Here is a 12758-nt window from a genome sequence, read left to right on the forward strand (position 1 = left end):
CCGAACCGTTGGCGTCGTACTCCGAGCGGGCGGTCAGCGGATGCCCGCGGTCCTGTTCCCGCTGACCGCTCGGATGGGCTCGGCGGGCGGGCGGACGGTGGCGGTGACCTGTCCGACGCGCTGCAGCTCCAGAAGTAGCGACCTGGCCTCGCTCAGCAGCGCCTGCTGGCGCTCGATGCGGACTATCTGCTCATCGATGCGCTCCTGGGCGCGCGCACAGTAGACGACCTCGGAAGTGTCCGCGCTGGGGAGCATCACGACGATGTCGGTGATGTCGAGGCCGACTCCCAGCAACAGCTTGATCTTCGCGATCTGCGCGACCGCGCTCTCATCGAAGTCGCGGTACCCGCGGCTGTCGCGTCCCGACGACAGCAGCCCCACCGATTCGTAGTGCCTGATCGAACGCGGGCTCGCCCCGGACAGACGCGACAGCTCACCGATCCGCATCACAGACTCCTGTCTCTGGATCCGCACCCTCGGCCGGGCTTGAGGTGACATCGATGTCAATCGTTAGCGTCCACGTTCCGCCGGTCGGGAAGAAGGGAATCGCCCGTGTCCGAAGACGTTCGGCCGAACAGAGCCATATTGCTGGCGTTGACCTGCGTCGGTCAGTTCATGGTGCTGCTCGACAACACCATCGTCGGTGCGGCCCTGCCCGCCATGCAACTCAAGTTGCGCACCACCCTCACCGGCCTGCAGTGGATCGTGGACGCCTATGTGCTCGTGGTCGCGATGCTGCTGCTGGCCGGTGGCGTGCTCGCCGACCGTCTCGGTCGCAGACGAGTGTTCCTGACCGGTGTGGCGGTGTTCACGCTGGCGTCGCTGTTGTGCAGTGTCGCCCCGACGCTCGGCTGGCTGGTCGCCGCGCGCGTTCTGCAGGGCGTCGGGGCCGCGGCGTTGAGTCCCGCCTCGCTCGCCTTGCTGGCCTCGGCGTACCCGCGACCGCAGGAACGGGTGAAGGCGATCGGGCTGTGGGCGGGCCTGAGCGGCGTCGGAATGGCCGCCGGTCCGGTGGCCGGCGGCATCCTCACCGACGCGTTCGGCTGGCCCAGCATTTTCCTGGTCAATGTGCCGATCGGCCTTATATCGCTGCTGGCCGGAATGCGAGTGCTGGACGAGTCTCGCAACCCGGCGGCGCCCACGCTGGACATCGCCGGCCAGGCACTGTCGATTCTCGGCGTCGGCGCGCTCACCTTCGGCCTCATCGCGGCGGGCGACCACGGGTGGACCTCACCGCTGATCCTCGGCGCTCTCGCCGTGGCCGCCGTCCTGCTGGCGTCGTTCGTCGCCGTCGAAGCGCGCGTGATGACACCGATGCTGCCGCTGCGGCTGTTCCGGCGCCGGCTGTTCACCGTGTCCAACACCGCCATGGCCGTGGTCGGCTTCGCCCTGATGGGTTCGGCGTTCTTCTTCTCGCAGTTCTTCGTCTTCGTCCAAGGGCGTTCTGTCCTGTCGGCCGGTGTTCAGACCCTGCCCTGCTCGCTGGCCATGGTGATCATTGGGCCGTACGCCGGTCGCGTCGCCGCCCGATTCGGCTTCCGGGTCGTGGTCACCGCCGGACTGGCGCTCGCGGCGGTCGGACTCCTGACACTGTCCACGGTCCATCACGCCACCGGCTACGGCACCGTGTGGTGGCGGCTGGCCGTCGTCGGCGTCGGCTTCGGTCTGGCGATGTCGCCGCTGACCGGCGCGGCCGTGTCCTCGGTGAACCCTCAGGACAGTGGCCTGGCCTCCGGCGTCAGCAGCACCGCCCGGCAGATCGGCGCGATTCTGGGAGTCGCGGTGCTCGGCGCCGTCGTCCGTACCCGGCAGAGCCACGGGGCCCCCTTCGGGACCGGACTCGACACCGCGTTCCTCGCCGCAGGCGTCGTCACCGCGGCCGGCGCGATCCTGACCGGCCTGTGGCTCGTCCGGAGCCGCAACGGAAATTCGCTGGCGAACCAGGCACCCGAGGACCACCATGGCCCGGGTGAGCGACCGACCCGAACGCTGGAGCCAGGCGAACGTCTACCCGGACATGTGGGTGGATCCGGATGATGATCCCCGCGACAACGCCGGAGCCAGTCCGGACGGCGAGCCGGCGACGCTGCAGGACTACCTGACGAACTACCGGCACACTCTGCTGATGAAGTGCGAGGGCCTCGACGCCGAACAGCTGGCCCGCCGGTCGGTGCCGCCGTCGACCATGTCGCTGCTCGGCCTGCTGCGGCACCTCGCCGAGGTGGAGCGGGACTGGCGCGGCTGGGTCCTGCCCGGTGACCCGCCGCCGAAGCTCTACGGCGACGGGGACTTCGAGGGAGCGGTCGCCGACCAGGCGGTGGTCGACGCCGCGTACGCCGACCTGGCCCGCGAGCAGGCGGCCACCGACGCCGCACTGGCCGAGCATCCGGATCTGGGCGTACGGCTGGGCAAGGACGCCATCGCGGTCCGGGAACTGCTGGTCCACCGGATCGAGGAGTACGCCCGGCACTGCGGCCACGCGGATCTGCTGCGGGAGTGCATCGACGGTCGCGTGGGCCAGTGAGGCGTTGAACAACCCGTATGCGTAGAAGGGCGGCATGCCTAAGATCGGCGTCATGAGCGTGTCGCTGCCGCTGCGCGACCGGAAGGTCGACATCTTCTTCGCGGTGCTGTTCGCGGCCTTCACGGTGACGTCGCTGATCAGCGACCTGCTGCCGACCGTGGGCGTGAACTTCTCCCGGCCGACCGGCGACTTCTTCGTCGACTCCAACTACTGGTACGCCCATGACGCCGACCCGCTGTTCATGCACCCGCCGGACTGGATGCGGATCGTCACCGGGCTCTCGGCGTTCGTCTACATGCCGTTCTACGTCGTGCTCGTGTTCGCTCTGGTGACCGGGAAGAACTGGATCCAGCTGCCGGCGGTGATCTACGCCACGATGATCGTCACGCTGACCGGCATCGTCGTGTTCGGCGTGGAGTTCTTCGGCGACCCGGCCACGCGCACCGGCAACCCGGCGAAGTTCCTCGCGTTCAACCTGCCGTACGTCCTGGTGCCGCTCCTGCTGCTGATCCGGATGCGCGCGGCGTCCCCGTTCACCCGTCGTTTCTGACCCGGGGGCGTGCCGATCGCCTCCGGTGGTGGCGGTCGCGGGTGCTCAGGATGGCGGCGGCGAGGAGATCACCGAGGTCGGCGAACGCCTCCTCGGCCGATGCCGATTCGCATAAGTCTGGTTACGGCGCCGAGGACATTTCTACGATCGCCTCATGACTCTGGACTTGTTCGCGGGAATCCCGGTCACCGACTACGCCGCGGCCCTCGAGTGGTACGAGCGGCTGCTGGGTGCGCCGCCGGCGTTCTTCCCGAATGACACGGAGGCCGTGTGGGAGGTCGCCGAGCACCGGTACGTCTACATCGTGCGGCGGCCCGAGCACGCCGGCCACGCCCTGCACACGATCTTCGCGCAGGACCACGACGCGCTCGTCGCGGGGATCGCCGAACGGGGGCTGGAGCCGGCGGTGCAGGAGACCTACGCGAACGGCGTGCGCAAGACCACCTACCGCGATCCCGACGGAAACGAGATCGGGTTCGGCGGCGCCCCCCTGTGACCGGGAACCGCGGCCGGCAGAGCTCCCTCTCGGCGCTGGTCCCGGCAGTGTCGGTGCTGTTAGCGACCGGCGCGTGCCAGGACGGCCACGCCCCGGAGAGAGCTCACTACGTGCTGGCCGTACGGTCGTCCGGCGGCGCCGTCTGCGGTGACGGAGTGGCTCGGCTGCTGACCGCCGCCGGGCGGCAGGTCGCGTTGGTGAGGCGTCCCGCCGGCATCTGCGACTGGAGCACGGTGACGGCCGGCGTATCGCCCGGACGGCCGTCCCGGATCTTCTTTCTCAGGGGGCTGACGACCGATCGGGCCCACATGCGCCTCTACCGGATACGCGTCGACGAGCACGGAAAGATCGTTGAGCTGGCGCCGGTACCCGGCATGACCTCGGCCGACGACGCGGTCGACGCTATCGCCGTCACCCCCGACGGCACCCGGTTCGCCTTCCCCACCAGCCGCCCCGGCAAAGGTGGGATGGCCTATGGGGTGGTGGTGACCGGCGCCACCGGACGGCCGAGGACGACCCTCTGGGCGGACCGCGGCTGGAGTGAAATCGTCGGTCTCTCCTGGGCGGCGAACGGACGCACCCTGCGGCTGGCGCAGCGCGCCGGCCCCGGCATCCGCGTGGTCGACACCGGCACCGCACACGACCTGGCCCGGGACAGCCGCCTGGTGGTGCCCGCGACCGGATGGTACGGCGACGTGGACGCCGAGGCGGGCACGCTGAGCGGCGACGGCACGCAGACGTACTTCATCACCCACGACCACAGCCACCCTCCACGCGCGGTCGATCGGGTGATCGCGGCGCCGGTCTCCGGAGGTGGCGCGGCCCGCGTCCTGTTCGAGCGGCACTACGAGGCGGCGGAGGTGCCCGGCAAGCCACCGACGCCGGCGAACCTCCTGGGCGACGCGATCTGCCGCGAGGGCGACGGCGCGCACCTGCTCGTGGCGGGCGGAGACAGGTCCTTCCGCATCACGATCGCCACCCACGCCGTCGAGACCCTGCCGCTGAGCTTCACCGGCACGCAGGAGGAACTGGCCTGCTGACCTTCCCCGATTCAGCTGAAGAGGTAGCGACCGCAGTTCGGCCACTGGCCCTGCCAGTTGCCGTTCACCCGGTTGTAGAGGAGCTGGGCGCGGTAGGTCTGCTCGGCCGCGGAGGCCTGGCTCGGCAGTCCCGAGCCGCCGACCGTCGCCCACGACTGCCGGTTGAACTGGTACAGCCCGTAGTAACCGGCGGGGTTGACCGCGCGGGGATTTCCGCCCGACTCGCACTTCGCCAAGCCGCTCCAGTTGAGCCGGGCGGCGGAGCCGACGCCCGTCGGCTGCGGCCCGACGGCGATGATCTGCGATACCGGCTTGCGTTTGATCTTCTGGGCGATGATCGCCTTGACCTTCTTGCCCTTCCGCCGGACGTACGCGACCTGCACCTGCTTGAGGCCGGTGCGGCCCTTCCGCAGCACCTTCTGGCTGAAGGCCGGGACCTTGCTGCTCTTCTTCCGCACGATCGGTGCCGGGATCTTGACGACCTTGGTCACCGGGTCGGACAGCAGCCGGAGCACCTTGACGGTCGCGGCCGGTGCGGCGTCGGCGGGCGGGGTCACCAGGTCGTGCGGGCCGAGCTGCACGCCCACCTGGGCGAGCACCGCGCGTACGGTCCCGGCCGTGGTCATGGTCTCGGCCTTCTTCTTGTGGTCGACCACCACGACGACCTTCCGCGGGGTGGGCGTCGGGCTTGGCACCACCGCGGCCTTCGCCTGCTCCGGCTTCGACGATCCGCATCCGGACGCGGTCGCGGCGACCGCGAGCAACGCGAGACCGGTGATGACCACGGAAAGGCGCACGACTCCTCCTGCATATCGGCAGCCCCCCGCGTACCGGGGAGCACCATAGCGGAGCAAATGAAGCCTTTTGCGGTGAACAGGAAACTTGGCGGGGGTTGGCCCCACCGTCGATGAGCCCGCTGTCCCGAGTCGTCATACGGGTGATCACCGCAGTGTGCCGCGGAGCGTGGCTGCCTAGTGTCGAGCCGCATGGCGATGAGGACCAGAGAGCGACGGCTCGGCAGGCGGGCGATCGTGGTGCTGGCGGTGGGCGCCGCGGCCGTCGGCGTCGTACCGGCGTCCGCGCGGGCGGACCATCGGGAATGCGGGGGCCACGCCGCCACCCATCGCGTCCTGGAGCGCATGACGCACCGGCATGGGCTGACCGGCGCCGCCGTACGCGTGGACGACCCCGGGTGCGGGGCGTGGACGGACGCGAGCGGGGTGGCCGACCGGCGGACGGGGCGTCCGATGCGGGCGGACCTACGGGGACGGATCGGCAGCATCACCAAGTCGTTCACGGCGGTCACGGTGCTCGCGCTGGCGGCGGAGGGCCGGATCTCGCTCGACGCTCCGGTCGAGCGCTACCTGCCGGGACTGCTGGACCGAGACGGCTACGACGGACGCCGGGTGACCGTACGGAGCCTGCTGCGGCACACCAGCGGGCTGCCCGACCACATGGACACCTTCTACTGGCCAGGCGACGAACTCGGCATCCGGGGTCCGCATCCGCGCGGCTACGTGCGGGAGGAGCGGGGCGGGCAGGCCGAGTGGGCCGACACCACCGCGATGAACACGACCGTGGCCTGGGCCGGCGGTGCCCTGATCTCCAGCCCCCGCGACGTGAGCACGTTCTACGGAGCCCTGCTCGGCGGGCGGCTGCTGCCCGCGGCGATGCTCGCCGAGATGGAACGCGCCGTACCCGGCGATCCCGATCGGCTGTGGCCGGGCGCGGAGTACGGCCTGGGCCTGATCCGGACGCCGCTGCGGTGCGGCGGCGTCTGGTGGGGGCACGCGGGCGACATCGACGGGTTCACCGCGATCTCCGGGGTCGCACCGTCCGGACGCCGCGTCGCGATCGCCTTCAACGAGAACCCGTCCACGCAAGAAGCCTTCGACGACGAGCTGAACCTCATCCAGACCGCCCTGTGCGACTCATGACGAACGGAGCGACGATGAGAAGGATCCGATGGGCCGCCGCGGCCGTCTCCGCGGTGGTCGTGTCATCGGTGACCCCCGCCTCGGCCTCGGACGGCGGCCTCGGCCGGTTCTACCATCAGCGGCTCGCCTGGAAGGCCTGCACGCTCGGTCCGGGTGACGAGGTCGGCGCTCAGCTCGACGCGGCCGGTGCCCGCTGCGCGGACGTGACCGTCCCGCTCGACTACGCCCACCCGGAGGGACGCACCATGACGGTCGCGATCTCCCGGCTCGCGGCGTCCGACACCGGGCACCGGATCGGGACGATGATCCTCAACGGGGGCGGCCCCGGGCCCTCCATCGACCTGCCGCCGTACATGCGCGAACTCATGGGCGCGGCCGGCCCGCGCTATGACCTGGTGGGCGTGGATCCGCGCTCTCTCGGTCGCAGCGGGGCGGTGGACTGCGGCTGGCCCAGCGCGACGTGGATCAGGGGTGCGGGTGAGACGCGCCGGTCCTTCGAGGGTTCCGTCGGCTTCGCCGAGGACCTGGCGGCACGGTGCGCGCGGACCAACGGCGCCGTCCTGCCGTACATCAGCACGCCGAACATCGCCCGCGACCTGGACGTCGTCCGCGGGGCGCTCGGCGAGCGAAAGGTGTCCTACAACGGCGCGTCGTACGGGACGTACCTCGGCCAGGTCTACGCGGCCATGTTCCCGGGGCGCCTGGACCGCGTCGTCCTCGACAGCTCACAGGACGGGGCCTCCTGGGGACCACGGCTGCTGGCGGGCACCGAACAGGCGAACGAGCGGGCGCTCTCCGACTGGGCGGCGTGGGCGGCCGGGCGCCACGCGACGTACGGGCTCGGCGGCACCCGTGCCGAAGTGCTGGCCACCGTGCACCGGATCCTCGCGGCGTCCGCCCACTCTCCGCTCGTCGTCGGCCGCTACCGCCTCGACGACACGATGCTGCCGGTCGTGCTGGCCGACAACCTCGGCACCGACGAGGAGGAGGCCAGGGCCACTCTCGCCGACTCCGTCCGCGTACTCGCGCAGGCCGCCGCCGGCCGGCCCGTACGGCCCACCCCGGCGCTCGACGATGAGCTCGCCTACGTGCTGACCGGTACGGACTCGCGCGACGGCAGCGGTCAGGCCGCCATCATCTGCGGAGATGTGGCCGCGCCCCGCGACCCCGCCGGCTACTGGCGGGACGTCCGGCGACACCGGCGCGACAGCCCGGTCTTCGCGTCGATGAGCTACGACATCGGCCCCTGCGCGTTCTGGCCGACGCGGCCCGCCGAGCCGCCGACCAGCCTCGGCGGCCCCCTGCCCGCGCTCATGGTCGCCGCGACCGGCGACACCCGCACCCCGTACGAACGCAACCGGACGGTCCACCGGCTGCTGCCGGGCTCCCGGATGATCACCCTGCGGGACGCCGATGTCCACGCGCCCTACCAGCGCGGATACCCCAACCTGTGCGTCCGCGACCGGGTGAACGACTACCTGGCGACGGGACGGTTGCCCGCCCGGGACCTCGTCTGCCCGGCAGAGCACTGAGGGTCAGTCCGCTTCGGCGGCGCGGATGACGCGGTCGGTGGGGTCCGGCGCGGTGGGGACGCGGAGCCGGTCGGTGAGGAGGAAGCCGGGCAGCTCGAACGCCGGGTGCTCCCGTTCGGTCAGGAAGTGCGTGCCGCCGACGACATCGGGGGCCCACCCGTGGGCCAGGGCGTACTCGATCAGGGATCGTACGTCGCCCGGCTCCGGGTAGGCGCCGTCGGTCGCGCAGGCGCCCCAGGGCGATCCCCAGCTCTTCGACAGCAGGTCCGCCTGCAGCGCGCGGCTGTTCTTCCCGGCGCCCCACGCGCGTACGCGGATGCACCGGTGGCAGTCACGCTCGCCGCGGACGCAGCGGATGTCGGCCTTCCACACGAACTCCCGTCCGCGGGTACGCAGCCTCCGCAACCTCGTACGCATGAGCCCTCCTGCCGGTGCGGGCGAAAAAGGAGTGAACGGTCGCCCGCCCCAACCGTACGGTGGCGAGGTGACGAACCATGCGCTCCCGGCGGCGGAGACCGAGGCGCGGTTCGCCGCCGTACGCCGGGACGAGGCTCACCTGCGGCCGGGCGTCCTCGCACTGTGCCGTCGGCTCGGACACGGCGGGGCGGACGTCACGCGCTTTCCGGGTGGCTCGCTGCCCGTCTACGCGGTCGGGGACCGGCTCGTGCTCAAGCTCTATCCGCCGACCTGCCGGGACAACGGGCAGGTCGAGGACCACGTGCTGCGGGTGATCGACGGCCGGCTGCCGGTGCCGACGCCACGAGTAGAGGCGGCCGGCGAGTTCGAGGGCTGGCGCTACGTGCTCATGACGCGGTTGGGCGGCGAACCGCTGACCGAGGTCTGGTCACGCATGGACGAGCGGGACCGCGACGCGATCGCCGAACAGCTCGGGTGTGCCCTCGCCGCCCTGCACGAGATCACCGTCCCGGCGCTCGGGCCGCCGGACTGGCACCGCTTCGTCGCCGACCAGCGAGCCGGTTGCGTCGAGCGCCAGCGCGCCCGCGGGCTGGCGCCGCGGTGGCTGGCACAGATCCCCGATTTCCTCGACTCGGTGCCGCTGCCGCCGTCACCTCCGGTCCTCCTGCACACCGAGGTCATGCGCGAACATCTCCTCGTCACTCGGGGACCGGCCGGCTGGTCGCTTTCGGGCCTCTACGACTTCGAGCCCGCCATGGTGGGCGACCGGAACTATGAGTTCGTCTCGGTCGGCGTCTTCGTCGCCCAGGGCGACGCGCGCTTCCTACGCCGCCTCCTCACCGCCTACGGCCATCCCGACGACCGGCTCGACGCCGCGTTGCAGCGGCGGCTTCTCGCCTACACGCTGCTGCACCGCTACAGCGATCTGGCCTGGTACCTGGAGGAGATGCCCGCGCCACCGGAACCCACGCTCGACGCGCTCGCCGCGCGCTGGTGGGCGCTGGACCCGCCCTGACGCGGCGCCGGCGTCACTTGAGCACCGCCACGCCGATGACCGCGGAGGCCGGAACGGGGCCGCGACCCATACGAGAGTCCGCCGAACTGTCGCGATTGTCGCCCATCAGCCACATCTGACCGGGCGGGATCGCCACGGTGCCGAAGGCCGTCTCAGAAGTGTCCGGCGCGAGGTACGGCTCGGCCAGTGGCGTGCCGTTCAGCGTGATCCGGCCGCCCGAGCAGCAGCCGATCCGGTCGCCGGCGATCGCCACGACCCGCTTGACGAAGGGCTGCGTGCCCCGGCCGTCCGGGGTCCAGCTCGGCATGGTGAACACCACCACGTCCCCGCGCTTCGGCACGTATTTGCCGTGCTGGACGGGCCGGGCGCTGAACGTCTGGTTCGCCCGGAGTGTGGGCTCCATCGCGACACTCGGATTGGTGTACCGGTGATATCCGTGCAGCGCCGCGCTCGCCGGCGCGCATCCCGTGACCAGCCATAGGAGGGTCGCCATGGCGATCACTCGGTTTCTCATGAGCACGGAGACTATCCCCACTCCCGTCACGGAATGATCACGTACGAAAGACCGGGATCCTGGGATACTGCCCGTTCATGGTGCTCGCGCGGCGGTACGTCTTCCTGGATCCGGACGGGACGCAGGGACGCGACTGGTCGTACGTCATCGTCCGGGCCCTCACAGGGATCTGCTACGAGCAGCAGTACGGCGGAACGGCGACTCGGTCGAGCCACGTCGAGGGTTACCTGGTCCCGGTGCGGAGCGCCCCGGCGCTGGCCGAGCTGCGCACGTTCTTCGAACGTCGCCTTCGCGGCGCCGGCGCGGAGGGGCGGTCCTGGACCGAGGACGAGGTGCGACGGCTGCGCGGCGCGGTGGCGAAGATCGTCTTCTGGAGATCGGCCGCCGGCCCGGATGGCGTGGACGGCGATGGTCCGCAGGCGCTGGAGCTGGACGAGAGCCGGCTCGGCGACCTGGACGAGGCGTGGATCCCGGTGCTCACCGCCGACGGCCCCGGCGTCCTGGTCTGGCAGAGCTCCGACTGACGCCCGGTCGCGGTCGTCGGGACGGCGACCGCGACCGGGCGCTCGCGTCGTTACTCCGTCGCGGCGGGCGCGGGCTCGCCCTTGATGGAGCGGATCAGCAGCTGGGACACGTCGACGACCTCCAGGGAGTCCTTCGCGTCGCCCGCGGACTTCTTCTCGTTGATCGCGTCGCCGAGCATCACCAGGCAGAACGGGCAGGCCGTGGACACGGTGTCCGGGTCGGTCTCCAGGGCCTCGTCGACGCGTTCGGTGTTGATGCGCTTGCCGATGCGCTCTTCCATCCACATGCGGGCGCCGCCGGCGCCGCAGCAGAAGCCGCGCTCCTTGCAGCGGTGCATCTCCTGGGTCTGCACGCCCGGGACCTTGGCCATGATGTCGCGGGGCTGGGAGTAGACCTTGTTGTGCCGGCCCAGGAAGCACGGGTCGTGGTAGGTGATCTTCTCCTCGACCGGCGTGACCGGGGTGAGCTTGCCGGTCTCGACCAGGTGGGACAGCAGCTGGGTGTGGTGCACCACCTCGTACGTGCCGCCGAGCTGCGGGTACTCGTTGGACAGCGTGTTGAAGCAGTGCGGGCAGGTCGCGACGATCTTCTTGACGCCGGCGTCGTTGAGCGTCTCGATGTTCTGCTGGGCGAGCATCTGGAAGATGAACTCCATGCCCAGCCGCCTGGCCGGGTCGCCGGAGCAGGCCTCCATCGGGCCGAGGACGGCGAACTTCACGCCCGCGATGTGCAGCAGCTCCGCGACCGCCTTGGTGGTCTTCTTCGCGCGGTCCTCCAGCGCGCCCGCGCAGCCGACCCAGAAGAGGTATTCGGTGTCCTCGGGGAGCTTGTCGTCGACCATCGGGACCTCGAAGTCCAGCTCCTCGATCCACTCGGCGCGCTTCATCTCGGACATGCCCCAGGGGTTGCCCTTGTTCTCCAGGTTCTTCAGCATGACGCCGGCCTCCGACGGGAAGCTCGACTCGATCATGACCTGGTAGCGGCGCATGTCGACGATGTGGTCGATGTGCTCGATGTCCACCGGGCACTGCTCGACGCAGGCGCCGCAGTTGGTGCAGGACCACAGCACGTCGGGGTCGATGACGCCCATGGACTCGGCGTCGCCGACGAGCGGCCGGCCGGCCTCCTTGAGCACGTCTTCGGGCAGGTTGTCGCGCTCGTCCTCGGCGGCGAGGAGGTACGGCGCCTTGGCCAGGGCGTGGTCGCGCAGGTCCATGATGAGCGTCTTGGGCGACAGCGGCTTGCCGGTGTTCCACGCGGGGCACTGCGACTGGCAGCGGCCGCACTCCGTACAGGAGGCGAAGTCGAGGAAGCCCTTCCAGGTGAAGTCCTCGATCTTGCCGCGGCCGAAGGTGTCCTCGTCGGGGTCGGCCTCCTCGAAGTCGATCGGCTTGCCGTCGCTCATCATCGGCGGCACCGGGCCGAGCGCGTCGGGACGGCGCTTGAACATGACGTTGAGCGGCGCCAGGAAGATGTGCAGGTGCTTGGAGTTCAGCACGATGATCAGGAAGATCAGCATGACGCCGATGTGCAGCAGCAGGCCGACCGACTCCAGGGCCTCGTTGACGTCGTGTCCGGCCGGCTTGAGCGCGCTGCCCACCAGGTGGGACATGAAGGCGCCGTCGCCGTACGGGAAGTTGCCCGTGGCGACGCCCGCGCCGCGGAACAGGAACATCGTCCACACGACGTTGAAGATCATGAACAGGACGAGCCAGGCACCGCCCAGGTGGGAGCCCTTGAACCGGGACTTGCGGTCGAGCCGCTTCGGGGAGTTCTTCAGCCGGATGACGCTGAAGACCACCAGCCCGAGGAAGGCGGCGACGGCGATGAAGTCCTGCAGGAAGCCCAGCGCGTCCCACTTGCCGACCACCGGGATGTGAAAGTCGAGCCCGGTGAGCAGCGCGCCGTACGCCTCGATGTAGACGGTGATGAGGATGATGAACGCCCACATCACGAAGAAGTGAGCGAGGCCGGGCACGGTCCACTTGAGCAGCTTGCGCTGCCCGAGGACCTCCACGACCTGACCCTTGACCTCGTCGCCGACGTTGTCCTTGGCCGAGGCCAACCGGTCGGGAGCGGGCTGGCCGCTCATCGCCACGCGGTAGAGGAACCGGACCCGCCGCCCGGCGAGCGCGAGCGCGACCACGGTGGCCGCGAGCCCGATGATCAACCTGATAACCACGTTTCCGTCCTTCCGGTACGGCCTGG

At 70.4% G+C, this 12758-nt stretch carries 14 protein-coding genes; 9 read left to right on the forward strand and 5 right to left on the reverse strand.

Translation table 11 applies throughout. From position 1 onward, the window contains the following. Window positions 1-33: 33 nt before the first annotated feature. Complete coding sequence (locus tag ACQEV1_RS51480; protein WP_433405527.1) at window positions 34-447, reverse strand: MerR family transcriptional regulator; 414 nt, start codon at window positions 445-447, stop codon at window positions 34-36. 147 nt (window positions 448-594) lie between these two features. Here ACQEV1_RS51480 and ACQEV1_RS51485 point away from each other — a divergent pair, with 147 nt between their 5' ends. The 5 genes from ACQEV1_RS51485 (at window position 595) to ACQEV1_RS51505 (ending at window position 4610) form a co-directional block, all read left to right on the forward strand. Continuing rightward, window positions 595-2037 carry an MFS transporter gene (locus ACQEV1_RS51485; RefSeq protein ID WP_433405530.1) on the forward strand — a complete coding sequence of 481 codons (1443 nt, stop codon included), beginning with the start codon at window positions 595-597 and terminating at the stop codon, window positions 2035-2037. Continuing rightward, window positions 1970-2524 (forward strand): DinB family protein, encoded by a 555-nt coding sequence (locus ACQEV1_RS51490; RefSeq protein ID WP_285629471.1) that lies wholly within the window; start codon window positions 1970-1972, stop codon window positions 2522-2524. Before ACQEV1_RS51485 ends, ACQEV1_RS51490 begins: the two co-directional genes overlap by 68 nt. A 52-nt stretch (window positions 2525-2576) precedes the next feature. Continuing rightward, entirely contained in the window at window positions 2577-3074 is a 498-nt protein-coding gene (locus tag ACQEV1_RS51495) for an EXPERA domain-containing protein (RefSeq protein WP_285629470.1), read from the forward strand. Window positions 3075-3228: 154 nt separating this feature from the next. After that, window positions 3229-3570 carry a VOC family protein gene (locus tag ACQEV1_RS51500; RefSeq protein ID WP_285582123.1) on the forward strand — a complete coding sequence of 114 codons (342 nt, stop codon included), beginning with the start codon at window positions 3229-3231 and terminating at the stop codon, window positions 3568-3570. Further along, a complete protein-coding gene (locus ACQEV1_RS51505) occupies window positions 3567-4610 on the forward strand; it encodes a hypothetical protein (protein WP_433405534.1) in 1044 nt (347 codons plus the stop codon). Before ACQEV1_RS51500 ends, ACQEV1_RS51505 begins: the two co-directional genes overlap by 4 nt. Before the next feature lie 11 nt (window positions 4611-4621). On the opposite strand, the gene ACQEV1_RS51510 is transcribed toward ACQEV1_RS51505, so the two are convergent. Beyond that, the gene (locus ACQEV1_RS51510; RefSeq protein WP_285629467.1) at window positions 4622-5407 is read right to left on the reverse strand and encodes a transglycosylase family protein; all 786 of its coding nucleotides are present in this window, start codon (window positions 5405-5407) and stop codon (window positions 4622-4624) included. A gap of 189 nt (window positions 5408-5596) precedes the next feature. Here ACQEV1_RS51510 and ACQEV1_RS51515 point away from each other — a divergent pair, with 189 nt between their 5' ends. Beyond that, entirely contained in the window at window positions 5597-6547 is a 951-nt protein-coding gene (locus ACQEV1_RS51515) for a serine hydrolase domain-containing protein (protein ID WP_433405537.1), read from the forward strand. A gap of 14 nt (window positions 6548-6561) precedes the next feature. Next, window positions 6562-8079 (forward strand): alpha/beta fold hydrolase, encoded by a 1518-nt coding sequence (locus ACQEV1_RS51520; protein ID WP_433405540.1) that lies wholly within the window; start codon window positions 6562-6564, stop codon window positions 8077-8079. A gap of 3 nt (window positions 8080-8082) precedes the next feature. Here ACQEV1_RS51520 and ACQEV1_RS51525 read toward each other — a convergent pair whose 3' ends face one another. Further along, entirely contained in the window at window positions 8083-8496 is a 414-nt protein-coding gene (locus ACQEV1_RS51525) for a hypothetical protein (protein WP_433405543.1), read from the reverse strand. 67 nt (window positions 8497-8563) lie between these two features. Here ACQEV1_RS51525 and ACQEV1_RS51530 point away from each other — a divergent pair, with 67 nt between their 5' ends. Next, the gene (locus ACQEV1_RS51530; protein WP_433405546.1) at window positions 8564-9511 is read left to right on the forward strand and encodes a phosphotransferase; all 948 of its coding nucleotides are present in this window, start codon (window positions 8564-8566) and stop codon (window positions 9509-9511) included. A gap of 13 nt (window positions 9512-9524) precedes the next feature. Here ACQEV1_RS51530 and lepB read toward each other — a convergent pair whose 3' ends face one another. Then, complete coding sequence (gene lepB / locus ACQEV1_RS51535; RefSeq protein ID WP_433405548.1) at window positions 9525-10025, reverse strand: signal peptidase I; 501 nt, start codon at window positions 10023-10025, stop codon at window positions 9525-9527. Between the two features lie 77 nt (window positions 10026-10102). Between lepB and ACQEV1_RS51540 the strand changes: the two genes are divergently transcribed. Beyond that, complete coding sequence (locus tag ACQEV1_RS51540; RefSeq protein ID WP_433405550.1) at window positions 10103-10549, forward strand: DUF6210 family protein; 447 nt, start codon at window positions 10103-10105, stop codon at window positions 10547-10549. A 50-nt stretch (window positions 10550-10599) separates the two neighbouring features. On the opposite strand, the gene ACQEV1_RS51545 is transcribed toward ACQEV1_RS51540, so the two are convergent. Beyond that, window positions 10600-12732: a (Fe-S)-binding protein gene (locus tag ACQEV1_RS51545; RefSeq protein WP_285629460.1), complete on the reverse strand. Its 2133-nt coding sequence runs from the start codon at window positions 12730-12732 to the stop codon at window positions 10600-10602. Window positions 12733-12758 lie beyond the last annotated feature (26 nt).

It is taken from the genome of Actinoallomurus sp. CA-142502, assembly GCF_050936355.1.
Lineage (GTDB): Bacteria > Actinomycetota > Actinomycetes > Streptosporangiales > Streptosporangiaceae > Actinoallomurus > Actinoallomurus iriomotensis.

Excerpts from the sequence above, each read along its gene's own strand:
- ACQEV1_RS51480 (WP_433405527.1), bottom strand. The coding sequence starts at position 447 with ATGCGGATCGGTGAGCTGTCGCGTCTGTCCGGGGCGAGCCCGCGTTCG.
- ACQEV1_RS51495 (WP_285629470.1), top strand. The coding sequence starts at position 2,577 with ATGAGCGTGTCGCTGCCGCTGCGCGACCGGAAGGTCGACATCTTCTTC.
- ACQEV1_RS51500 (WP_285582123.1), top strand. The coding sequence starts at position 3,229 with ATGACTCTGGACTTGTTCGCGGGAATCCCGGTCACCGACTACGCCGCG.
- ACQEV1_RS51515 (WP_433405537.1), top strand. The coding sequence starts at position 5,597 with ATGGCGATGAGGACCAGAGAGCGACGGCTCGGCAGGCGGGCGATCGTG.
- ACQEV1_RS51520 (WP_433405540.1), top strand. The coding sequence starts at position 6,562 with ATGAGAAGGATCCGATGGGCCGCCGCGGCCGTCTCCGCGGTGGTCGTG.
- ACQEV1_RS51525 (WP_433405543.1), bottom strand. The coding sequence starts at position 8,496 with ATGCGTACGAGGTTGCGGAGGCTGCGTACCCGCGGACGGGAGTTCGTG.
- lepB (WP_433405548.1), bottom strand. The coding sequence starts at position 10,025 with ATGAGAAACCGAGTGATCGCCATGGCGACCCTCCTATGGCTGGTCACG.
- ACQEV1_RS51540 (WP_433405550.1), top strand. The coding sequence starts at position 10,103 with ATGGTGCTCGCGCGGCGGTACGTCTTCCTGGATCCGGACGGGACGCAG.